This window comes from Paenibacillus diazotrophicus (assembly GCF_042610465.1).
The window spans coordinates 200710-223347 of record NZ_JBGJZN010000007.1 but is presented as its reverse complement, the minus strand read 5'-3'; the positions used below and the strand labels follow the sequence as shown (position 1 = coordinate 223347).

Sequence of the window (22638 nt, the reverse complement as noted above, 5' to 3'; positions counted from 1 at the left end):
GTGCTGCTAACCCCTAGAACCTTTTCCTTTGCCGCTAGTATATGCCATTTAAGGACAGGTAATGCAAGGCTTTAGATTTCGAGGTGAATTCCGATCGATTTACCGCCGGCATCTACAGTCTCAAAGGTATATTCCCCATCAAAATCAACCGTAGTCACAAGCACATTCTCACGCAGTACATGTTCAAAAGCCGTGACTGCAGCCTTGAGCTCGTCGTCTACCTTGAGTGTCAGCGCGATCCGTTTTTCGATCGGCAGATCGAGGCGTTTGCGGTAATCCTGCACTGCACGCACGATCTCGCGTACCCAGCCTTCCTGCACCAGTTCAGGCGTGATCTCTGTATTCAGCGCTACAGTGAGCCCGTATCCGGATGCCGAAGCAAAGCCTGGTTTGGCCTGTTTCTCCACAAGCAGCTCTTCAGCGGTAATCTGAAGTTCTTCCCCTTCCGGAGAGACCATGGCGATAACGCCATCCTGAACCGTTTTACGAGTAGCCTCGCTGTCGAGTGCTTTCAGGAAGCCCTGGAGGAAGCCGACGTTTTTACCGTATTTTTTCCCCGCCACCTTAAGGTTAAGCTTCAAGGTAAAATCTACAAATCCGCTGTCGCTGTGCTCCACCACAATCTCTTTTACGTTGATCTCTTCCTTGATGATCTCTTCATAATCCGCCACATGGAAGCTGCGGTCGATGGATACAATCAGCTCGGACAACGGCTGACGCGTCTTGATGCCCGACTCGTTACGGACGTTACGGGCCAGCTCAACGATTTGTCTTGCGTTCTCCATGTCCTGTTCCAGTTCCAGATCAATTAGACTCTTATCTGCCACTGGATAGTCAACTAAATGCACGCTTTCGCCCCCGCCCAGGTTCGTAAAGATATCCTCGGACAGCATCGGTGTAAATGGCGCCATCAGTGTAGCTGTGGTCAGCAGGACATGCGTCAGTGTGCGGTAAGCGTCAAGCTTCTCTTCACCCAAACCGCTACCCCAGAAACGGTCACGGGAACGGCGGATATACCAGTTGCTCAGCTCATCCACAAAATTCTCAACCGCCTTGGACGTATTGACGAAATCGTTAACGGCCAAGCCCTTATCTACAACCAGAATCAAGCTGTTCAAACGGGAAAGAATCCAGCGGTCCAGCTTATGCTCCGATACTTTGAACGGGTGATCCGCCGGATCGTAACCGTCGATTCCCGCATACAGCGTAAGGAATGCATGGGTATTGACCAGCGTATCCACAACTTTGGATTTGGTCTCTCCCACCAAGCCGCGCGAGAAGCGTTTGTTGTTCCATGGCGCGCTGTCGGAAAGAATTGCCCAGCGGAATGCATCTGTACCGTATTCGTTCATGATCTCCCAAGGATCGATGACATTGCCTTTGGATTTGGACATTTTTTGACCATTCTCATCGAAGATGTGGCCGTGGGCAATGACTGCTTTGTAAGGTGCTTTGCCCGTAAACAACGTCGACACAGCGAGCAAGCTGTAGAACCATCCGCGTGTCTGGTCAATCCCTTCGCAGATCATATCCGCCGGATACTGATCCTCGAATCTGTCTTCATTCTCAAACGGATAGTGGCTCTGGGCGAACGGCATCGAGCCGCTGTCGAACCATACGTCAATCACCTCGGAGGTCCGCACCATGACTCCGCCTTCGCTGAACGGACTGCGCAGCTTAATATTATCCACGTAAGGCTTGTGCAGTTCAATATCCTCTGCCACTTCGCCTATAGCCATCGATCTCAGCTCAGCAATGCTGTGCGGTGCGAACTCTTTACCCGTATCCTGGCAGACCCAGATATTCAGTGGAGTTCCCCAATAGCGGTTACGGCTGATGTTCCAGTCGACCAGTTCCTCCAGAAATTTACCGAAACGGCCATCACGCACATGATCCGGGTACCAATCCACAGAATTATTATTTGCGATGAGCTGGTCCTTGATGGCAGTAGTCTGGATGAACCAGCTGTCTGTCGCATAGTAGAGCAGAGGAGTATCGCAGCGCCAGCAGAACGGGTAGCTGTGCTCGTATTTCTCCTTGTTGTACAGCAGTCCTTTTTCGGAGAGCACCTTCACAATATCAAGATCACAATCCTTCACAAACCGTCCGGCAAAATCAGATACCACATCCGTATATTTCCCGGAGGTATCCACCACATTTACGAAGCTGATGCCATTCTCGCGGCAGCTCTTATAGTCATCTTCCCCATGTGCCGGCGCCATGTGTACGATCCCGGTACCGCTGGAATCCGTAACAAAAGATGCCCCTACAATTACATTGTGTTTCTCCGCCTTGATGTAATTGAACGGCGGTGTGTAGCTCTGACCGATGAAATCCGTGCCCTTATGGGTAGACAGGATGGTGTAATCACCCTTCAGTACTTCTTCAACCAGATTCTTCGCTAACACATATACGCCATCTTCCTGCTGGGCACGTACATATTCCATATCCGGGTTCATCGCCAGCGCCATGTGTGCCGGAAGGGTCCAAGGTGTAGTCGTCCAGGCCAATACATAGTCCCCGCTGCCCTCCAGCTTGAACTTAGCTGTTGCACTGAGGTCTTTGACCGTCTTATAGCCTTGCGCCACTTCATGCGAGCTGAGTGTGGTCTGGCAACTTGGGCAATACGGGCTTACACGGTGACCACGGTACAACAGACCTTTCTCATGGACCGTAGCGAGGATGTTCCATACACTTTCAATGTAGGTATTGTCCAAAGTGACATAAGGATTATCAAGATCGGTCCAGTAGCCGATGGCTTCCGTGAACTCGCGCCATTGCTTCTCATATCCGAAGACACTATCCTTACACTCTTTGATAAACTTCTCCACACCATATTCTTCAATCTCCTGCTTCCCGGAGATTCCCAGCTTCTTCTGTACACCGAGTTCTACCGGAAGGCCGTGAGTATCCCAGCCTGCCTTACGCACCACCCGGAAACCCTTCATCGTCTGATAACGACCAACAAAGTCCTTGATGACCCGGCCCAGCACGTGCCCGATATGCGGCACACCGTTTGCCGTCGGCGGACCTTCATAGAACACATAATTCGGACGGCCTTCGCGGTTCTCCATTGATCTGCGGAACGTATTTTCGTCGCTCCATTTCTTCAAAATACGGACGTCTCTGGCCCGCGCTTTTTCTTTGACATCTACTTTTTGCATCATAGGTCAATCCTTTCGTAATATATTTCGATCCCTACCAAACCCTCCCTTAGCCAAGGGAGGGTTCCAAGGGTTTCCCCCTCTGGACACCTGGAATGTTGTCTACATCCGAGGGAGTGGCAGGTTTTGATCTATTGTGGCTGTAGTGCCCGCATGTCACCGCAAGCGGCACGCTCTTCCTCAGGCGTCCCGGCCCGCGAACCCGTAGGGCAGCGCTAGGCCGGGAGCCCGCCCTTGGCGTTCCGGCCCGCGAACCCGTCAGGGCAGCGCTGGGCTGGGAGCCCGCCCTTGGCGTTCCGGCCCGCGAACCCGTAGGGCAGCGCTGGGCTGGGAGCCCGCCCTTGGCGTTCCGGCCCGCGAACCCGTAGGGCAGCGCGGGGCTGGGAGCCTGCCCTGGGCGTTCCGGCCCGCGAACCCGTCAGGGCAACGCTAGGCCGGGAGCCCGCCCTTGGCGTTCCGGCCCGCGAACCCGTAGGGCAGCGCTGGGCTGGGAGCCCGCCCTTGGCGTTCCGGCCCGCGAACCCGTCAGGGCAGCGCTAGGCCGGGAGCCCTTTGTTTACTCTTTGCTCTAGCTCTTTGTTCTTGCATTTTGCTCTTGTCGCATGTAAGGCCCTGCAGGCGTCCCCACCAGGGGAGCCTAAGAAGGGCCGTTCCCCCGCCGAACAAATCCTTCCCCTTCCGCGGACGTCCATCTAATCCACGATAATCCCTTGTTGCGGGTGTCCAGAGGGCGGCCAGCCCTTGGGGTCCCCCTTAGAAGGGGGATTTAGGGGGATGTCCGCCCCTAAACATAAATAAAGCGTCGCCCCGCCCCAAAAGGGGCGAGACGACGCTCGCGATACCACCCTAATTCTGCACCTCATGCACATCCTAAGGGGGAGTGTATTCAGTACAATCTCAGTTCTGCGTAATGATAGCCACGCAGGTCCGGGATAACGTCCGGCAGACGGCTTAAGCTTACGCACGCATGGAACGCTTCAGCTTAGCTTCTAGGGGAAGATCTTCCGAGCAAGGCATGAACATCGGCTCGCAGCAATCGCCGACTCTCTGGAGAACGTTACCTTATCGTACTTGTCCCGTCATCGAATAGATATGAAAAGATTACAGATATGTTCTAGTTATAGACGTTTTAATTGTAAATGTCAATCTTGCAGACCTCTGTTCTCCGGAGCAGACGTTCCTGCTACATGAAGTATGTGACCTGAACAGTCTGTTATTCAGAGTGTGTTCTCACTCACTTCACGACTCTCCAGAGCATTCCAATCATCCGTAGACAGCAATTCCAGCTGTGCTTCGAGCAGTGTACGAAAACGGGTACGGTAGATAGACGCCTGCTTGCGCAATTCTTCCGTCTCGATCGCAACCTTACGGGATTTGGAGAGGGCTTCGTTAATAATACGGTCGGCGTTTTTCTCTGCTTCCTTGATAATCAGCTGTGATTCCTTCTTGGAGTTATTCTTCACATCATCTGCAGCTTCCTGAGCAACAAGGATGGTCTTGGATAAACTTTCTTCGATATTCACAAAATGATCGAGCCGCTCCTGAATGGACAACAGCTGATTGTGCAGCTCCTTGTTCTCGCGGATGACGCTCTCATAATCCTTGATCACCTGATCCAGAAATTCGTTGACCTCGTCCTCATCATAACCGCGGATTCTCCGGGAGAATTCCTTGTTATGTATATCGAGCGGTGTTAATGGCATGCTGTGCACCTCCTAGAAATTTCGGACCTCATGTGCCCCTGAACCTTACTTTGTCCCAGACAAAGCAGAAAAACTGTATTTGAAGAAGAAACGGCTTAGTCCTCCAAAAAGAGGGTATCCGCTTTAGCAGGAACTATAAATTAGGGATCAGGATATTACTATATGTCCTTTTGTAGCTCAAGTATACACGGATTGCCTGTTTCATCCGATGCATAATTAGGGTTTTCCTCTTTTACAAGTATCGGCGTACAGCTCAGAAAATGTTTGTCTCCCTATAGAGATATTCAATTTCGACAAGGCCTGCCGGATTCCTGCATGAAATTCAGACAAATTTGCCAACCTGCACCCGGTAACGGCCCTTTTTGGTCAGACTCCCGATCTCCAGAACCTTGAAGCGTCCAAAACCCTGAATGGAAACCATATCTCCATCCTTGAGCCCGCAGGAAGGGTCTTCCTCTACCTTCCAGTTCACGCGGACGCGACCGGCTTTGATGGGAGCCAGAATTTTGCTCCGGCTAAGACGGGTCACATCTGCAGCAATACCATCAAGCCGCAGCGAAGCTACCGTAAGCTCCAGCTTCTCAAGCTTTACACTGCTGCTGCGCAGACTGGACAACGGTAAAATCTCCGTACTGACACTGATCCGGTGCACACCGGTCAGATTCATCGCTAAGTAATCAGCAATATCCTCAGCAACAACTACATGGCAACCATCCGGGAGCACATGGATATCGCCGATTTTACCTCTTTTGATTCCTAGGCCTAGGATCGCTCCCATATAATCGCCATGCTCTAATTCGAGGAATTTCTGTTCTCCAGAGGAAATGGCGAGCACCCTTAGCCCCATATCTTCTTCCTCAAGGTCTCTGTAATCAGGAGCTACCAATGCGCGCTTCCGCTCAGCTTCTTCAGTTCCGCCCTCCCACCTTACGGTTACATCGGGATGACGATTCACTAGCGTCTGGAGAATAAAACCTTGACGGGGATCGAGAAATTCAGTCAGCTTGGTTTCATGATAATCTCCGGCAGAGGTTACCCATTCCCAGGCCTTGTCCACAAATTGCCGTTCATCGGGGTGGAAATGTCCATAAATTTCGTTCTTCATTGCAGCCGCCTAAAATACATATGCCACAATGTACTGCAATCCGTTTTTGGCAAATTCCAGCACGAACAATGCAATAATCGGGGAGATGTCGATTGTGCCGAACAACGCCGGGATGAACCGCCGGAATGGTGACAGATATGGCTCCACCAGCTTACCAAGCAGTTCACCGATGAAGCTGTCACGCACATTCGGCAACCAGGACATGAGGACATAGATAAGAATCATTACAAAGTAGATGTTGTATAGGATTTCAATAATTAGATTGATCTGGGACAAAGCCCGTTCACCTCATTCTGTTGTAGTCTTGATCCTCACCCAGAATCTCCGAAATGGTGCCTTGAATTTCAACAGTATCCGGGGTACACATGAATATATTGCCCCCAATTTTGGAGATTCCTCCTCCAAGGGCATAGACGGTTCCACTGAGAAAATCAATGATACGCATCGCCTGGTCATTTCTGACACGCTGCAGATTAATTACCACCGTACGGTGGGCCCGGAGATGGTCGGCAATTTCCTGAGCTTCCTCATAAGAACGGGGCTCATACAATACGACTTTCACATTTTTTTGAGAATGAATACTGACGACGTTCGCCCGCTGATTTTTGCGGGTTTCTACAGGGGCGGGCTCATAGTCATCTTCCTCGCGGGATATTTGCTCCCGCTCCACAATTTCCTCTTCCTCCTGCAAGCCCAAAAAACTCATAAAACGGTTCATCACGCCCATCAATCTCCCTCCTTATGACCTACTAATACCGTCCCCAGACGCACCAGGGTGGCTCCTTCCTCTATCGCCACTTCAAAATCATTCGACATTCCCATCGACAGTTCTTGTATAGGCTCAGGTGTCAAAGCGAGCAGATTCAGCTCATCACGAAGGTCCCTTAGTCCGCGAAATACAGGACGGGTCTGCTCCGGCTCCGCTTCATAAGGTGCCATAGTCATCAGTCCGATAACCTTAACGCGGTGCAGACTGGCGATATCACGTAGAAACTCCGCCACTTCCCCAGGCGCAAGACCGAACTTCGTATCTTCTCCTGAGATATTCACCTGCAGAAAAACGTTGACGGTAAGTCCTGCCGCTTCAGCCTTTTTGTGCAGTTCACGCGCCAGTGACAAGCGGTCAAGCGAGTGTATATATTGAAATTTACCGATAACATCCTTAACCTTATTCGTCTGCAAATGTCCGATGAAATGCCAGGTGCCCTTATGTCCCAGCGCATTCCATTTCGCTTCGGCATCCTGCCAGCGGCTCTCGGCGATATCCTCTAGACCTGCATCCAGCACAGCGGACACTGTTTCCAGAGACACATATTTCGTCACTGCGATAACCTTGACGTCCGCCGCATCCCGGCCACTTGCCGCACAGGCACGTGCTACACGTTCCTCTACCCCGGCTATTCTATCCTGCAGTGTCAAGTTCAACTCTCCTTTATTCCGATCCAGCTCGTCATTCTTCCTGTAACCCCGTTTTCCTTCCGGTAGGAAAAGAAAAGATCCTGATTACAGCTTGTACACCATGATGTACATTCGATATGAGTCGGCAATATTCCTGCTTTCATCATAATGCGTCGATTCATTTCTTTCAAGTTCAGCATACTTTTGCGGCTATCCGCCTCCGAAGTTTTGTAGAGATCCTGCGGAGTGTCGGAAGGGTTCACTGGCTTCAGTCCCCCCTCAAGCCGGTGGATATGATCCATTACATAATCGTCCACTTCATAGCAGCAGTCGCCAATCGAAGGACCAATTCCCGCAAGAATATCCTCGGGTTGGCTGCCGTATACTTCCTCCATACGGGCCACCATTGCGGCGGCGATCTCCGCCACGGTCCCTTTCCATCCAGCATGTGCAAGTCCTGCCACGCGCAAGCGGGGATCATAGAAATAAAGGGGAACACAATCGGCATAAAAAGAGGTTAACAGCAAACCTGGTACATTGGTAAGCAAACCATCCGTTGCTTGAAAAGCCGATGTTCTGTCCAAGCTTCCCCGACCGCGGTCTTCCTCTCTGATCACTGCTATATCTTTTCCATGAGTCTGCTCTCCACAGGTCCAATCCTCTAGTGTAAACCCGACGCTCCCGGCAAGCAGCATGCGGTTCCTGAGCACATCTTCCGGCTCGTCCCCAACATGAAAGGCACAATTTAAGCTGTCATAAGGCGCCTTGCCTATGCCACCCTGTCTGCCAGTGAAGCCTGCTGTTAATTCAGCATACTCCGCACACCAGGGTTCCAGATGAAGCAGCATAGGCCTGCCGCCCTTTTGAATAAACGGTTCCATCTCTTCACCTCCGCCTAAGTGTACCACAAGATGCTCGCTCAGAGTGGGGGCAAACTGCCGGTTAACCTGCTGTGGTACCTCTCCTACTTCATACATCCCCAAAATAACCATCTAGAAACAGTATTGCCGTCCTTTTGATAGACTACGCTAAATAAGACGCACCCATTCAATAAGTGCGCCGGTCGCTGCGGTCCCCCCGTTCCAGATACATAGTCTCCCGCTCTTCCTGATTTTGCGGCATCCGGATTTCCTCCATCTTGACGAGCACGACATCAGCGCCGATCTTCACGATATTCCGCCAGGGAATGATCAGATCCGTGCCTCCCCCAAAGAGGCCCATAAAACGTGTATACCCTGGGATAATGATCGCATCAATCACGCCGCGACGGAGGTCCAACTCGAGATCACTGATCTGCCCGAGCCGCTTCCCGTCGACAATATTAATCACATCTTTCGCCTGAAAATCGGAGATTTTCATTTTTTTGCTGCTGCCTATCGAATCTTCGTTCACCTCGTCACCCCTGTACATTCAGATGTATAGTCCAATATATGTCGGGCGGGCTTGGCAACATGCTTAGGATTCCTTAAGACGTGACTCCAGGTACACACAATAAAAAGGGATGCTCCGGAAGCGGCATTTTCCGCATCCAGAACACCCTAGGTACAAGCCTGCTATGTTTGTCTATGACTTAACATGCTTCTGCATCTGCTGAATGGCCGACTTTTCAAGACGGGACACCTGGGCCTGGGAGATGCCGATTTCGTCCGCAACCTCCATTTGGGTTTTCCCTTCAAAAAACCGCATCGACAGAATCCGTTTCTCCCGCTGCCCTAGCCGCTGCATAGCTTCACGAAGTGCAATTTCCTCGATCCACGACACATCCTTATTCTTGTCATCGCTGATCTGGTCCATTACATAAATGGGATCTCCACCGTCATGGTATATAGGTTCGAACAAAGAGACCGGGTCCTGAATGGCATCAAGAGCAAAAACCACATCTTCTTTGGGAACGCCAAGCGCCTCAGAGATTTCAAAAATCGTCGGTTCCCTTGAATTCTGATTGGTCAGACTGTCACGCACCTGCAAAGCTTTGTAAGCAATGTCCCTCAAGGAGCGCGAAACCCGGATCGGGTTGTTGTCGCGCAAATACCGGCGGATTTCACCAATGATCATCGGTACTGCGTAGGTGGAAAACTTTACATTCTGCGATAGATCAAAGTTATCGATGGCTTTCATTAGCCCAATGCAACCTACCTGGAACAGATCATCAACGAACTCCCCCCGGTTATTGAACCTTTGAATCACACTAAGCACAAGTCTAAGGTTACCGTTTACCAATTTCTCTCTGGCGGATCGCTCGCCCTGCTGCTGCAGCGAAGTGAACAACTCCCGCATTTCCACATTCGTTAGAACGGGTAGTTTTGCGGTGTCCACACCGCAAATCTCGACTTTATTTCGGGTCATGATGATTTACCTCCCAAGGAGAAACATTACTGTACATTATCTCCCCGGTCCGGCATTTTATTCCTTGGCATCTTCGGCTTACACCATCTTGTTGAACTCTTTACGCAGCCGCTTGATAATTCTTTTTTCGAGTCGTGAAATGTAGGATTGGGAGATTCCCAGCAGATCGGCAACGTCCTTTTGCGTTTTTTCTTCCCCGCCGCGCAGCCCGAAACGCAGCTCCATGATCAGTCTTTCTCGCTCACTGAGCTTCTCCAGCGCCTTCTGCAGCAGCTTGCGGTCGACCTGTTCTTCAATATTGCGGTAGATGGTGTCATTCTCAGTACCCAGCACATCCGAGAGCAGCAGTTCATTACCGTCCCAGTCGATATTCAGCGGTTCATCAAAAGAAACCTCGCTCCGGGTTTTGCTGTTGCGCCGCAAATACATCAGAATCTCATTTTCAATGCAGCGCGAGGCATAGGTAGCCAGCTTGATTTTCTTCTCCGGATCAAAAGTGTTGACGGCCTTGATCAAGCCAATCGCCCCAATGGATACAAGATCTTCAATGTTGATGCCGGTGTTCTCAAATTTGCGGGCAATGTAGACTACCAGCCGTAGATTGCGTTCAATCAGCATGGCGCGTACAGCCGCGTCACCGCTTGAAAGCCGCTGCAGCAGAAACTCCTCTTCCTCTCTAGTAAGAGGTGGGGGCAATGCCTCGCTTCCACCGATATAATAGATTTCTTGGCTCTTCAGCCCCAGCAGAAAAAGCATGCGGTAATATTGAAGCTGCAGCGTAATCTTCCATTTGACCATTCTTGTTCCTCCTTCAAGAAGTACACAGTTGCCCTGAGATCGTTCTTTGTTCCCTTGCCCCTACGTTACATCTATTCAAACGGCGGAGGTACTGCATACACACTCTGTTCTAACTCAAGAAGGCACCGCCGCCTCTGCAAGGGACTCTCTTTGGGTCAAGTCAGGATGTATGACCGCCCGGTACGCACCGTCTCCCGACAGTATTCCGCCATCCAGCCCGATGAGGACCCTTTTGCTGAAAAAAGTCTCCTCCCCAAGCTTTATCGTCACCAGATCCGGCTTCAGCGCAAGCATAAACGATGCTCCGCGGTTGATTCCCCTATAGGGCACAAGCCGCAATCTGTCTTGCCAGGCAAAAGACTGCCCGTCCGCTTCCAGAAGAAGCTTGTCGGCACTAATCTGGGTCAGTCTTCCTTTCCATGAGGCCGGCAAATGGCCATCCCATAGTGAAGCTTCCATCACCATCACCGGAACCCGTGTCAATGGGTCGTTCAGACGATTGCCGGTGTCCAGCAGCCCGCGGCATGACACACTCACTCCCTCGATCTCTACACAGACTTCACCCATATACGTCTCCAGCTGTTCCCTCCGGATTCTGGAGGTGTGGATCATCTTGAAGAGAAGCAACACCAGAGGCAGCATTGCAAGCACGAACCACAACCCGATTTTCAGCCGGTAAGCTTGGCCCCCCGAGGAGGTGAAAAGAATCCCGTTCCAGATGTCGCCCGAGCTCTGCAGCAAATAGTGAACGCCGACAATACCGCCAGCAGCCGCAAAATTAATGATATAGAAAGCCCCTAGTGCACGAAGGTAGCTTTGCAGACTTGTGAAGCCAAAAGCGATCCACAACATGACTACCGACAATCCAAACTTGATGAAAAAGGTGTACAGGAACGAAAGCTCCGGTACAAACATCATCACCACATAGAGGGCGCCAACCAGCGCCGAAATAATGAGCCGCCACCAAGAGACTTTTTGCTTGACCAGCCAGCCTGTAAGCCATAAAAGTATGCCGTCGATCAGCAAATTGGCTGTGAAAATCAAGTCAATATAAACAACCAGTGGATTCACCTGCCTGTAATCGGGATATCTATCCGAAAGACCAAGGCTCCGGCTCTCAATTTGGACGATATGATTAGTATAGAAAGACTCGCATCCAAAGTCTGTCTAAACTTGGGGGGCATTCCTGAGGTTTTTTTGTCGGTTTATAGCATCCTGCCCGTTATAAAAAGAGGCGGCTGGATCTCGCTTTTACCAATTCACCTCCTGAACACAAAAAAGCCAGCCTACGCAGGGCTGACTCCGTTTTAAATCATTGGTTAGCATTAGATAGATTGTAGTTCTTCTTCTGTCAGCCCCGTAGCATCCCGAATAGATGAGCGGTCAAGTCCCATAGCCAGCAATTTCTTAGCGACCTCGAGCTTACCTTCCTTTAAGCCTTCTCTCTTGCCTTCCTTGATCCCTTCCTTGATACCTTCTTTGATACCTTCTTGTTTACCTTTTAGCATTCCTTTAGCAAAGCCTTCTCTTTGAGCACCGTCTCTTTGCGAGGCTTCGTCATGCAGAAACTTTTGGCGGTCTTCATATTTACGCCGGGCTTCAGAATCCTGACTCAAAAATTCCAACGTTTCCATCGCCTTTATCAAAGCCGGTTCATTCATCCGCAATACCTCCCAATTCGAATTGTCGCTCCCTTTCAAAAAAAGCAGCCAATTGATCAAACCGCTCTCACCCGGAACAGCCTGCTGATTCAGCTTAGGCAATTCCAGAAAATGAATCTCTATGTCATCTGTCAGTCGTGATCCGCTGAAATCCTCCCGCAGATGAAAGACACTATGAGTGTGTTCATTAGGCAATACCTTATAATTCAAAATATTAATCGTTACACACTTTTTGAGCTCAGCGTACCTGCCGCTAGTCTGCAGCTGTCCAGAATAGCGTTTGCTCCAGTAATATAAGGTCCGCTTCTCCATGTCATATCTGTTGAACAACTGCATTTCGATATTGATTAGCTTTCCGTCTTCTGTCTTTGCCCAGATATCAAAGATCGACTGCTTATCCAGCGGATCATCTTTATCTGTATAAGGGTTCAGAAGCACCACTTCATTCAAGGGACCGCCTCCAGCATCCATAAGAATACGGTTTAAAAAAGCCAGCAGCACATCCTTGTTACTCTCGCTTGCAAAAATTCTTTTGAATACAAAATCCACGCGGGGGTCCAGCAGCTCCATCATTTCAACTCCCGTTATTCATATTATATCAGCTCAAAAAGCAAAAAACACCGTATCCGGCCATAGCATTCAGCTATGCGGATACGGTGCTTCCGTAAATGTGTATGTGTCTTGCAGACTAATCGTTGTTGCCGCGTGTACGATTGCGCAGGAATGTCGGGATGTCGAGCTGGTCAGAGGTTGTCTGATTGCCAAAAGGACGCAGGTTGGCGTTCTTGTCAGCGGCAGGCTCACTGCTCGCAGCAGGACGGCGGTTAGGCGCTACAGGGGATGGCTTATGCTCAAAGCCGGTGGCAATCACCGTAACTTTAATTTCATCCTTCATACTCTCCTCAATAATGGCTCCGAAGATCATATTCACTTCAGGATCGGAAGCGGAGGTAACGATCTCAGCCGCTTCATTAACTTCATACAAAGAGAGGTTAGAACCACCTGTAATGTTCATGATGACGCCCCGGGCACCTTCTATGGACGTTTCCAGCAAAGGGCTCATGATCGCCTTACGGGCGGCCTCAGACGCACGGTTCTCGCCTGTAGCAATTCCGATACCCATCAGGGCCGAACCGCGTTCTGTCATAATGGTCTTCACATCAGCAAAGTCAAGGTTGATCAGACCCGGTACAGCAATCAGATCTGAGATACCCTGAACCGCTTGACGGAGCACGTTATCCGCTTCGCGGAACGCTTCCAGCATCGGTGTTTTCTTGTCAACAATTTCAAGCAAACGGTCATTCGGAATGACGATAAGCGTATCTACCTTTTCCTTCAACGCTTCAATTCCAAGCTCTGCCTGGTTTGAACGTTTTCTGCCTTCAAAAGTAAACGGACGCGTCACAACGCCAACCGTCAGCGCTCCGCATTCTCTGGCAATTTCAGCAATCACAGGTGCTGCACCAGTACCGGTACCCCCACCCATGCCTGCAGTTACAAATACCATATCCGCACCTTTTAGCGTATTGGAAATCAGATCGCGGGATTCTTCGGCCGCTTTCTTGCCAACCTCCGGATTGGCACCAGCACCCAGTCCACGGGTAAGCTTGTCCCCGATTTGCAGTTTATGCTCCGATTTGGCCATATGCAGCGCTTGGGCATCTGTATTAACTGTGATGAATTCTACACCCTGAACGCCATTTTCAATCATCCGGTTGACAGCATTGCTTCCGCCGCCGCCGACGCCGATGACTTTTATTTGCGCCAAGCTCTCCATTTCAAAATCAAATTCCAACATATTGTTCCATCTCCCCCTAGAATAGTGCTTGGATGGCCGGTCCAAGTATATCTGGACTTACACTTATATGAACTCGCTGAACATATTCTTAAGACGTTCCACCAAACCGGGCTTCTTCGCGGTATCTTGGCTTGGAACGGCGTTCTGCTTGTTTCGGTTGACCGTCTTCTTGTTGCTGCTTCCTCCGCCGCTGTTGCGACCGCGGTAACTGCGGACAACATTGTGCAGAATGCCTACACCACCGGTGAAGCCGGGATCCCGGACACCGATATAATCAGGCACAGCAATGCGTACAGAGGCAGATAGTTCTGTTTGCGCTGCCTTCAGTACACCTGGCATGGATACAGTTCCACCCGTTAGTATATAACCTCCGGGGAGCTCCGTGTAACCAAGCCGTTTCACTTCCTGGCGAATCAGATGAAAAATCTCCTGCACCCTCGGCTCGATTATTGCAGCCAAATCTTCCTGGTTGAACTCTTTTTCAACATTGCTTCCAATACGTAAAACCTTGAACACTACATCTGAGGCAGCATCGTCCACCCAGGCGCAGCCATATTTCAGCTTCACCTTTTCTGCCTGGTCGGTAAGCGTCCGAAGTCCGTAGGCAATATCATTGGTTACAAATTCTCCGCCGATCGGAATCGTGGATGTTGCACAAAGGGAACCTTCTTCATATACGGCTATCGTCGTTGAACCTGCGCCAATGTCTACCAGTACAGCGCCCATTGATTTCTCATCTTTGGAAAGCGCTAATCCACCGGCTCCAAGAGACATCAGCACAAGATCTTTAACTTTCAGCCCTGATTTCTCTACACAGCGAAGCAGATTATGTATTGGCGTTTTGGCTCCGGTAATGATCGTCGCCTCCACCTCGAGACGCACACCGATCATTCCGCGCGGGTCCTGGATACCTTCAAGACCGTCTACGATATATTGTTTGGCGACAACATCAATCACTTCGCGTTCAGGAGGCAGTGCGATGACTTCGGCAGCTTTGATTACCCGGTCAATGTCATCTTCACCAATCTCACGGTCCTCATTCTGAACGGCTACAACACCGTGACTGGACTGCAGCCCGATATGATTGCCGGATATGCCGACGTAGACCTCGGAAATCTGAATGCCTACCATTTGTTCTGCATGGTCTACCGCACTCTTGATCGACTGGACAGTCTGGTCAATATCGACTATCGCACCTTTGCGTATTCCTTCTGAATCAGCAGATCCAACGCCAATAATATTAAAGGTTCCATTGGTAACTTCCCCAATGATTGCCCGAACTTTGGATGTACCGATGTCCAAACTAACAATGATGTCATTGTTGCTCAAGCTCTATGGCACCTCCTGTTATGATCAAAATAGATGGTGAAGTCTGTAAAACATTTTGCTCCCGGTCCTGGGAAACTTCTCTGTACATATTCAACATACCTAACCCTTTCCCTCTTTTTTCTACATTTTTTTTGAATGGAATAATATAACAGGCATTCCGCATAAACATAGATGCTTCATGAAATTCGTAATACTAGAAGACTATAAAGTTAAAATTAGTGTAATCAAGAAATGTCATCCATATTTAAGGCTCTGTCCAAAAAATCCGGAGAAAAAAGAGGGATCCAGCTTATTGCCCGTAAATCCGATTGTAGCATTTTTCCCGCTCTATTAGTAGGGACTATTTACTCTTGTGTGTCTTCTTTATCCTGATTTGTATCTGCCGGGGTTTGAAAAGGAACATACGAATCGGCTTCCAGCATCTTAATCAGTCCTGGTTCCTCAGTCTCTATGACCTGGTTCAAATATTCCACCTTATCCTTAAGCAGGGAAATCGCAGTTATAACTTCAAAATGCGACCGTGTGTAAAGCTTAATCCGGTCCGGAAAAGACAGCGTCGGTGAAGGGACGATCTCGGAAATATCACCTGTCAGTTCATTGGGAATGCTGTTGAGCACCTGACACAGCTTGGCCTTATAAGGGTCCTTAGCGTCCCAGCCCGTAAGTATCGGCTTCTCCACCGCAATTCCGGATTCACTTACAGCTACGGCCGCTCCGCTGGACAGAATGGCTTGAAGGATGCCAGCCTGGTCCAATTCATAAGCAACTGCAGGGTACTCCTTAATGCTTATGGTGACTATACCCGGGAATTTTTTGTCTACCACTGCTTCCTGGATGGTCTTAAGCTCCTTCAGCGAATCTGCTACAGATGACTTGGAGACGGCAAAGAACTGTCCTCCAACCGAAATTCCGCTGTGAGACACCAGCTCTTCCCGGGTCGTATATTTGTTGCCCTCAAAATGAATTTCTGTAATACGGCTGAGCGACGAACGAAAAAAAATCACGGCCAGCAGCGCGATGAACAGCAGCAGCAGGATCAATGTGACTTTCCGGCTCATTTTTTTGCTTGGCTTGTCCTCTTTAAGCAGAGGTAAACGGGTTTTAGGCATTCTCATATCTCCGTAATAAGGCCCTGTCTCCTTCCAACACCTGAGGCTGAAGGAGACAGGGAGCTTTAATTGGCCAAATCTAGCGGACCCGGCACAGGTACTTTGCGGCTGATGTGTGCTCCAAGCTTCTGAAAGAGCTTCTCAATGCCATCATATCCGCGGTCAATATGGTGCGCCTGCTCAACCACAGTGGTTCCTTGAGCTGCGAGTCCGGCGATCACCAGGGCAGCTCCTGCCCTCAGGTCGGTAGCCTCCACCGTAGCTCCGTATAATCTCTGTACCCCGCGTATAAATGCACGGTTAAGATCAATAGAGATATCGGCACCCATTCGGCCCATTTCCTCTACATGCTTGAAGCGGCCCTCAAACACAGTTTCTTTGATCACACTGAATCCGTCGGCCAGCGACAGCAGCACCATGACTTGAGACTGCAGGTCTGTGGGAAAGGAGGGGTAGGGAGACGTTACGATTCTCTCAACTGCGCGTGGGCGTCCCATACAGCTGATATTAATTATATCATTGCACACTGTAATTTGAACACCAGCCCGTCTGAGCACGTGAATAAGCGAGGTTAGATGCCCGGCGTTGGTATGGGTCAACGTCACATTGCCGCGTGTCGCAGCTGCAGCGATCATCACTGTTCCGGCAACAATCCTATCCGGGATCACCTCGTAGCTGCAGGGCTGCAGTTTTTTCACCCCTTGAATCGTAATCGTATCCGTACCTGCACCGATGATCTGAGCCCCCATTTGGTTCAGATAATTCTGTAAATCCTGAATTTCAGGTTCTCTGGCCGCGCCTGATATCGTTGTTGTGCCCTCTGCCATGGCAGCTGCCATCATAATATTCTCTGTAGCCCCTACACTCGGATAATCCAGATGAATATCGCTGCCCCTCAGCTTAACAGCCCTACAGGAAATCCGCCCGTTGACTTCCTCAATCTCCGCACCAAGCTGTTTGAGCCCCTGGAGGTGAAGATCAATCTTGCGTTCGCCGATCGCACACCCTCCCGGCTGGTAAATCGTCACCTCGCCAAATCTGCATAACAACGGCCCCATCAGAAAAATTGAGGATCTCATCTGCCGCATCAGATCTTCTGGAACATGGGAAGTATCCACAGACGAAGTATCCATCGTTACGGTCTCGTCCTCGTGTGTGCAACTGCACCCCAGCCGTTCCAGAATGTGCAGCATGGTCTCAATGTCCAGCAGCTTCGGCACATTATGCAGTGAGTGAACTCCTTCGGCCAGCAGGCTAGCCGCCAGAATCGGCAGTGCCGCATTTTTTGCTCCATGGATACGTATGGTGCCTGACAGGGGGTTCCCACCCTCAATCACCAATTTGTCCAATGTATCACCTCCGAGATTACCGCTCACCCACCACAAGCACTTCCTGTACACAAATCAATAACGGTCAGGAAAAGCTGCCCGCGTCCGCATTTCATGGACCGGAAGTGCTCTGGGTGATTGTCACGATTATAGGATTATCCTATGTTCGTGCACTCGGGTGTGTGACAATACAGACCAATTACAGGAAGCAGCTTCCAGCCATGTTACATTAAGCTCTTCCCTAAGGCTTCCGCATTGCGGCTAGCCTGCGCAACTCGCTTACGACCACTGCAGCAGAATCCCTTTTACCCAAACGCCTTGAGGCTTCTGACATTTGCCTGCGCACGGACTCCACACTGATGATTTTCTGCACAGCCTCCATCAGAGCCTGGCCGTTCAAATCCTTCTCAAGCAGCACGACTGCTGCACCTTCGCGTTCCAATTGTCTTGCATTCGCTTCCTGATGATTATTCGTCACGTTAGGGGACGGGATCAGAACGGAGGGAATACCAAGTGCTGTAATTTCAGCCAGAAATGAAGCGCCTGCCCGGTTCACGATAAGGGAAGTACAAGCTAGCACCTCGGGCATATTATGGATGTAAGGGAGCAGATGCAGCCAATTCGGCACGCCCCCCAGCTTTTCACGAAGAGCTTTGCGGGTTTCCTCGAAATAGGACTCACCCGTTACATAAACATAATGAACACCATTACCCTTACCCACAAAAGGGGCCATCTCAATCATAGCCTGATTGATGGCTCGTGCCCCGCCGCTGCCCCCCACCATTAGAACAACCGTGCTGCCTTCGGGTATACCGAGTGAAGCAAAGCCGCGCTGCGGGTTCGCCGTCGTTACAGTTGTCGCCCGGGGATTCCCGGTAAAGATTACATTTTTCCCTCCCGGAAACGCCGACTCTGTGCCTTCAAAGCTAACGGCAACCGTATCCGCGTAACGGCTGAGAAAACGGTTGGTCAGCCCGGGAATCGCATTCTGTTCATGAATAAGGGTTGGAATCCCAAGCTTAGAGGCAGCATAGACAACCGGACCGCATACATAACCGCCTGTACCGATCACGACATCCGGCTTAAATTCTCTGAGCATTGCCTTGGAGGCTTTGACCCCTTTTAGAAAACGCATTATAGTCTTCACATTGTCCATAGAAAGCTTGCGCCGGAAACCAGTGATATCAATCGATTTGAACGGAAGATTCTCTTGGGGAACCAGCTTGCTCTCAAGCCCCCGTTTCCCGCCAATATACAGGAAAGCCGAACCTTCTTCTTCCGCTTCAAGTTGTCTGGCAACAGCGACAGCAGGATAGATATGTCCCCCTGTGCCGCCGCCGCTTAATACGATACGCATATCTTTCACCTCGCATAACGGGATAGGTTGAGTAAAATGCCGAGTGCTGTGAGCATCAGGGTCAGCGATGAGCCGCCATAACTGATCAGCGGAAGGGTGATACCTGTAACCGGCATAAGGCCGATGACAACGCCGATATTGATGATGACCTGGACGGCTACCATACAGACTATGCCTACTGCCAGATAGCTACCGAATCTGTCCGGCAGGCTCATTGCCACCTTCATCCCTCGCCAGATCAGGATCAGGAACAGAATCAGTACAATTAGCCCACCGATAAACCCAAGCTCCTCAGCCAAAATGGAAAAAATAAAATCAGTCTGCGGCTCCGGCACATAACTGTACTTTTGCCGGCTCATGCCCAGTCCCAGACCGCCAAGTCCGCCTGGACCAATCGCATAGAGCGATTGGATAATCTGATAACCCTTCCCCAGCGGATCGGACCAAGGATCCAGGAATGCTGTTATCCGCTGCAGGCGGTAAGGAGCAGCAGCTACGAGGCCAGCAAACCCCACTACTCCCAAGGCACCAAGAGAGAGCAGATGTTTCATTCGGGCCCCGGCAGTAAAAATCATCATAAGGGCAGCGCCGAACATGACGGTGCCTGTCCCCAGATCCGGCTGGAGCATAATCAGGGCAAATGCAGAACCGATCAGTGCGAGCGGGGGCAGCAGTCCTTTTGTGAACACAGAGATGTCATACTCATCCTTTCCCAGCCAGTTGGCCAGAAAGAGGATCATCCCCATTTTCATAAATTCGGAAGGCTGAATCCCAAAAGAGCTGATGCCAAGCCAGCTACGGGCCCCGCCGCGCACAACACCGATGCCGGGAATCAGCACCATGACCAGCAGAATAAAGCAGATGATCAGCGCCGGCCTGGCCAATCTCTTCAGGACCAGATAATCGGTGTTCGCGGTAACGAACATTGCGCCAAGCCCAAGCCCCGCAAACAACAGCTGCCTTTTGACAAAATAAAACGAATCGCCATAATTGCGGAAGCCCAATACAGAACCTGCGCTGTAAACCATCACCATACCGATTGCCAGCAGGGACAGAATCGCTATCAGTATCCAGATATCGGGCGCATGACGGGATTTGTTCATCAGGAGCACACCTCTTGCATCCGTAGTAGGGGCTTATCCACCCCCCTACTTAAAGGTTATGCACCGCCTCTTTAAAAATACGCCCGCGCTCCTCATAGGATGTAAACATATCCCAACTGGCGCAGGCGGGAGACAGGAGAACAATATCTCCCGCTTCCGCCAGAGCGGAAGCCTCCCGCACGGCTTGTTGCAGCACGGCGGCGGCGCTCTCCCCATTATCGACGGAGATGATGCGCTTTACTCCTGCCATACCTGCAACGGCCGCCAGCTTGTCCTTAGTCTGTCCCAGTGCCACAAGCGCTTTGACGCCGCCGAGGACAGGCATTAGCTCCATATAGTCGGACCCCCGGTCCAAGCCGCCGGCAATCAGAACCACGGGCTTCCGGAAGGAGGCCAGCGCCATGGAGGTAGCTTTGGAGTTGGTGGCTTTGGAGTTGTTGTAATAGGCAGCTCCCGCTTTATCCGCTACATATTCCAGCCGGTGCTCTACACCTCTGAAATTTGCCAGTACTTCAGCTAGCCCGCCAGGGTCTGCACCAGCAGCGATGGCAATCCCGCAGGCTGCCAGTGCATTCTCCACATTGAAGCGGCCCGGCAGGCCGATGGTATCAACAGCGGCAATCTCTGTCTCACTCTCCGAATGATCCCGATAGATAATCACCCGCTTAAGGTCATCATCAGTACCCTGGACATAAGATGGACGGACAAAGACACCCTGAACCAGCTCTTCGGTCATTGAAAAAGGCAAAATCCCTGCCTGGATATAAGGCACCAGTTCCCTGCACACAGGATCATCCCAGTTCAGCACCGCGGTATCACTTGGCCCTTGTCTCTCAAACAGCTTAGCTTTGGAGGCTATATAGTCCTCCATACCGCCATGATAGTCCAGATGGGTCTCAGCCACATTCAGCAGACAGCCTATCTTGGGACGGAACTCCCGGGTCCCTTTTAGCTGAAAGCTGCTAAGCTCCACTACCATCCAGTTATCATCATGAGCCTCTTGTGCGGCCTGGCAGAGCGGCGTACCGATATTCCCGGCCACAATAGGCTTCATTCCCGCAGCGTCCAGCATACGCCCTACCCAGGTGGTCGTAGTCGTCTTACCATTGGAACCGGTAATCCCAATCATAGGCGCTGCACAAAGGTGATAGGCTACCTCTACTTCGGTCACGATCTCGATTCCCAGCTCCATTGCTTTTTGAACCGGGGGCACGGAATAGGGAATTCCCGGATTCTTCACTACCAGGCTTACCCCTGAATGAATTAATCCTTCGGGATGCCCTCCGCATATAACAGAAATTCCCAAAGATTCCAGTTCGGAAGCTTCGGGACTTTGATCTCTTTCCTTTTTGTCATTGACCGTTACAATGGCGCCATGCTCATGCAGCACCTTGGCCACCTGGACACCGCTTTTGGCAAGGCCCAGGACGACCACTTTTTCACCACGGTACTCATCCGGATGCTTCATTCTTTACAACCCCTTGCTCAAGATTAGTCCTACTGCCGCCAGCACCAGGCTCACCGCCCAGAAGGAGACGACTACCCGCCATTCCGACCAGCCGCCAAGCTCAAAATGATGATGGATCGGGCTCATGCGGAAGATGCGTTTGCCGCGGGTTTTGAATGAGGCCACCTGCAGCACGACAGACAGCATTTCAATAACAAACACGCCGCCGATTACAATAAAAAGAAGCTCGCTTTTGGTAACAATGGCAATCGCACCAATGGCTCCACCAATGCCGAAGGATCCGAAATCACCCATAAATACCTTCGCCGGATGCGCATTGAAGACCAGAAAACCAAGTACCGCTCCGATCATCGCCGCCGCACAGACACCTGCCGCAATCGAGGTAGCCTGCATAGCCACCACGGCAAAAGCAGCAAGGGCAATCGCACTGACACCTGACAGCAGCCCATCTACTCCATCGGTAAAATTCACCGCATTCGTTACAGCCATCATCATAATGATAATGAACGGATAGTAAAACCAGTTCCCCCAGTCAAAGCTGACCGAAGTTCCCGGGATACTGATTCCGGTATTGTGCCCCGCGTTAATCAGCAGCCCGCACATTACGGCACCGACCAACAGCTGGCCCAGCAGCTTCTGGCGAGGAGTCAGTCCCAGGGAACGCTTGAACGCAATTTTGATATAGTCGTCCAGGAAGCCGATCAGCCCATAGCCAAGCGTAGCTACCAAGAGGACATAAAAGTCTGAATCTACCACCGAAAATTTCAAAAAAGACAGCGTGAACGCCACCATGATGATAATTCCGCCCATCGTAGGCGTTCCGGCTTTTTTCAAGTGAGTCTGGGGTCCGTCATCCCGAACCTGCTGTCCGAATTTCAACCTCCGCAGCAGCGGAATGATGAGCGGAGCGGCAATGACCGCAAGGATAAAGGATACAGCAATTGTCAGCAGAAGTAATTGATAATCCATGG

Annotated in this window: 21 protein-coding genes and 1 other annotated feature; of the genes, 1 reads left to right on the top strand and 20 read right to left on the bottom strand. The window is 50.8% G+C overall.

All coding sequences use genetic code 11. The features are described 5' to 3' along the window. Positions 1 to 71: 71 nt before the first annotated feature. The 16 genes from ileS to murA form a co-directional block, all read right to left on the bottom strand. Entirely contained in the window at positions 72 to 3164 is a 3093-nt protein-coding gene (gene ileS, locus ACAN54_RS23655) for an isoleucine--tRNA ligase (protein ID WP_379161268.1), read from the bottom strand. 814 nt (positions 3165 to 3978) lie between these two features. Further along, positions 3979 to 4256, bottom strand: a binding site (T-box leader). Positions 4257 to 4381: 125 nt separating this feature from the next. Then, positions 4382 to 4867, bottom strand: a complete 486-nt coding sequence (locus ACAN54_RS23650) for a DivIVA domain-containing protein (protein ID WP_074085638.1) — start codon at positions 4865 to 4867, stop codon at positions 4382 to 4384. A gap of 322 nt (positions 4868 to 5189) precedes the next feature. Next, positions 5190 to 5972, bottom strand: a complete 783-nt coding sequence (locus ACAN54_RS23645; RefSeq protein WP_379161266.1) for a YlmH family RNA-binding protein — start codon at positions 5970 to 5972, stop codon at positions 5190 to 5192. Positions 5973 to 5981: 9 nt separating this feature from the next. After that, positions 5982 to 6248 carry a YggT family protein gene (locus ACAN54_RS23640; protein WP_379161264.1) on the bottom strand — a complete coding sequence of 89 codons (267 nt, stop codon included), beginning with the start codon at positions 6246 to 6248 and terminating at the stop codon, positions 5982 to 5984. 7 nt (positions 6249 to 6255) lie between these two features. Beyond that, positions 6256 to 6699: a cell division protein SepF gene (locus ACAN54_RS23635; protein ID WP_379161261.1), complete on the bottom strand. Its 444-nt coding sequence runs from the start codon at positions 6697 to 6699 to the stop codon at positions 6256 to 6258. After that, positions 6699 to 7391 carry a YggS family pyridoxal phosphate-dependent enzyme gene (locus tag ACAN54_RS23630; RefSeq protein ID WP_379161256.1) on the bottom strand — a complete coding sequence of 231 codons (693 nt, stop codon included), beginning with the start codon at positions 7389 to 7391 and terminating at the stop codon, positions 6699 to 6701. Before ACAN54_RS23630 ends, ACAN54_RS23635 begins: the two co-directional genes overlap by 1 nt. Positions 7392 to 7393: 2 nt before the next feature. Then, positions 7394 to 8251 (bottom strand): peptidoglycan editing factor PgeF, encoded by an 858-nt coding sequence (gene pgeF / locus ACAN54_RS23625; RefSeq protein ID WP_379161610.1) that lies wholly within the window; start codon positions 8249 to 8251, stop codon positions 7394 to 7396. Between the two features lie 166 nt (positions 8252 to 8417). Beyond that, entirely contained in the window at positions 8418 to 8729 is a 312-nt protein-coding gene (locus tag ACAN54_RS23620; RefSeq protein WP_379161608.1) for a YlmC/YmxH family sporulation protein, read from the bottom strand. 204 nt (positions 8730 to 8933) lie between these two features. After that, on the bottom strand, positions 8934 to 9716 hold the full coding sequence (gene sigG / locus ACAN54_RS23615; protein ID WP_019909334.1) for an RNA polymerase sporulation sigma factor SigG: 783 nt from the start codon (positions 9714 to 9716) through the stop codon (positions 8934 to 8936). Between the two features lie 78 nt (positions 9717 to 9794). Further along, positions 9795 to 10514 (bottom strand): RNA polymerase sporulation sigma factor SigE, encoded by a 720-nt coding sequence (gene sigE, locus ACAN54_RS23610; RefSeq protein ID WP_379161254.1) that lies wholly within the window; start codon positions 10512 to 10514, stop codon positions 9795 to 9797. A 114-nt stretch (positions 10515 to 10628) separates the two neighbouring features. Beyond that, positions 10629 to 11585 carry a sigma-E processing peptidase SpoIIGA gene (gene spoIIGA / locus ACAN54_RS23605; protein ID WP_379161253.1) on the bottom strand — a complete coding sequence of 319 codons (957 nt, stop codon included), beginning with the start codon at positions 11583 to 11585 and terminating at the stop codon, positions 10629 to 10631. A gap of 254 nt (positions 11586 to 11839) precedes the next feature. Continuing rightward, positions 11840 to 12748, bottom strand: coding sequence for an Rpn family recombination-promoting nuclease/putative transposase (locus tag ACAN54_RS23600; protein WP_379161251.1), 909 nt, complete (start codon positions 12746 to 12748; stop codon positions 11840 to 11842). A gap of 115 nt (positions 12749 to 12863) precedes the next feature. Next, a complete protein-coding gene (ftsZ, locus tag ACAN54_RS23595) occupies positions 12864 to 13973 on the bottom strand; it encodes a cell division protein FtsZ (RefSeq protein WP_379161249.1) in 1110 nt (369 codons plus the stop codon). Positions 13974 to 14036: 63 nt separating this feature from the next. Then, positions 14037 to 15302 carry a cell division protein FtsA gene (gene ftsA / locus ACAN54_RS23590; RefSeq protein WP_379161247.1) on the bottom strand — a complete coding sequence of 422 codons (1266 nt, stop codon included), beginning with the start codon at positions 15300 to 15302 and terminating at the stop codon, positions 14037 to 14039. A 344-nt stretch (positions 15303 to 15646) separates the two neighbouring features. After that, positions 15647 to 16411, bottom strand: coding sequence for a cell division protein FtsQ/DivIB (locus ACAN54_RS23585; RefSeq protein WP_379161245.1), 765 nt, complete (start codon positions 16409 to 16411; stop codon positions 15647 to 15649). 65 nt (positions 16412 to 16476) lie between these two features. Next, the gene (gene murA, locus ACAN54_RS23580) at positions 16477 to 17760 is read right to left on the bottom strand and encodes a UDP-N-acetylglucosamine 1-carboxyvinyltransferase (RefSeq protein ID WP_379161242.1); all 1284 of its coding nucleotides are present in this window, start codon (positions 17758 to 17760) and stop codon (positions 16477 to 16479) included. On the opposite strand from murA, the gene ACAN54_RS23575 reads away from it, so the two are divergent. Further along, positions 17760 to 17972, top strand: coding sequence for a hypothetical protein (locus tag ACAN54_RS23575; RefSeq protein WP_379161240.1), 213 nt, complete (start codon positions 17760 to 17762; stop codon positions 17970 to 17972). The genes murA and ACAN54_RS23575 overlap by 1 nt on opposite strands. An 8-nt stretch (positions 17973 to 17980) precedes the next feature. Here ACAN54_RS23575 and murG read toward each other — a convergent pair whose 3' ends face one another. Genes murG through mraY form a run of 4 tightly spaced genes read right to left on the bottom strand, consistent with a single transcriptional unit; the run spans position 17981 to position 22636 of the window. After that, entirely contained in the window at positions 17981 to 19096 is a 1116-nt protein-coding gene (murG, locus tag ACAN54_RS23570; RefSeq protein ID WP_379161238.1) for an undecaprenyldiphospho-muramoylpentapeptide beta-N-acetylglucosaminyltransferase, read from the bottom strand. Positions 19097 to 19101: 5 nt separating this feature from the next. Further along, positions 19102 to 20199, bottom strand: a complete 1098-nt coding sequence (gene spoVE / locus ACAN54_RS23565; protein WP_379161236.1) for a stage V sporulation protein E — start codon at positions 20197 to 20199, stop codon at positions 19102 to 19104. Between the two features lie 49 nt (positions 20200 to 20248). After that, positions 20249 to 21667, bottom strand: coding sequence for a UDP-N-acetylmuramoyl-L-alanine--D-glutamate ligase (gene murD, locus ACAN54_RS23560; RefSeq protein WP_379161233.1), 1419 nt, complete (start codon positions 21665 to 21667; stop codon positions 20249 to 20251). Between the two features lie 3 nt (positions 21668 to 21670). After that, positions 21671 to 22636 (bottom strand): phospho-N-acetylmuramoyl-pentapeptide-transferase, encoded by a 966-nt coding sequence (mraY, locus tag ACAN54_RS23555; RefSeq protein WP_379161231.1) that lies wholly within the window; start codon positions 22634 to 22636, stop codon positions 21671 to 21673. Positions 22637 to 22638: the final 2 nt, after the last annotated feature.

Excerpts from the sequence above, each read along its gene's own strand:
- ileS (WP_379161268.1), bottom strand. The coding sequence starts at position 3,164 with ATGCAAAAAGTAGATGTCAAAGAAAAAGCGCGGGCCAGAGACGTCCGT.
- ACAN54_RS23650 (WP_074085638.1), bottom strand. The coding sequence starts at position 4,867 with ATGCCATTAACACCGCTCGATATACATAACAAGGAATTCTCCCGGAGA.
- ACAN54_RS23645 (WP_379161266.1), bottom strand. The coding sequence starts at position 5,972 with ATGAAGAACGAAATTTATGGACATTTCCACCCCGATGAACGGCAATTT.
- ACAN54_RS23635 (WP_379161261.1), bottom strand. The coding sequence starts at position 6,699 with ATGGGCGTGATGAACCGTTTTATGAGTTTTTTGGGCTTGCAGGAGGAA.
- pgeF (WP_379161610.1), bottom strand. The coding sequence starts at position 8,251 with ATGGAACCGTTTATTCAAAAGGGCGGCAGGCCTATGCTGCTTCATCTG.
- ACAN54_RS23620 (WP_379161608.1), bottom strand. The coding sequence starts at position 8,729 with ATGAAAATCTCCGATTTTCAGGCGAAAGATGTGATTAATATTGTCGAC.
- sigG (WP_019909334.1), bottom strand. The coding sequence starts at position 9,716 with ATGACCCGAAATAAAGTCGAGATTTGCGGTGTGGACACCGCAAAACTA.
- sigE (WP_379161254.1), bottom strand. The coding sequence starts at position 10,514 with ATGGTCAAATGGAAGATTACGCTGCAGCTTCAATATTACCGCATGCTT.
- ACAN54_RS23600 (WP_379161251.1), bottom strand. The coding sequence starts at position 12,748 with ATGATGGAGCTGCTGGACCCCCGCGTGGATTTTGTATTCAAAAGAATT.
- ftsZ (WP_379161249.1), bottom strand. The coding sequence starts at position 13,973 with ATGTTGGAATTTGATTTTGAAATGGAGAGCTTGGCGCAAATAAAAGTC.
- ACAN54_RS23585 (WP_379161245.1), bottom strand. The coding sequence starts at position 16,411 with ATGCCTAAAACCCGTTTACCTCTGCTTAAAGAGGACAAGCCAAGCAAA.
- ACAN54_RS23575 (WP_379161240.1), top strand. The coding sequence starts at position 17,760 with ATGTATCACCTCCGAGATTACCGCTCACCCACCACAAGCACTTCCTGT.
- murG (WP_379161238.1), bottom strand. The coding sequence starts at position 19,096 with ATGCGTATCGTATTAAGCGGCGGCGGCACAGGGGGACATATCTATCCT.
- spoVE (WP_379161236.1), bottom strand. The coding sequence starts at position 20,199 with ATGAACAAATCCCGTCATGCGCCCGATATCTGGATACTGATAGCGATT.
- murD (WP_379161233.1), bottom strand. The coding sequence starts at position 21,667 with ATGAAGCATCCGGATGAGTACCGTGGTGAAAAAGTGGTCGTCCTGGGC.
- mraY (WP_379161231.1), bottom strand. The coding sequence starts at position 22,636 with ATGGATTATCAATTACTTCTGCTGACAATTGCTGTATCCTTTATCCTT.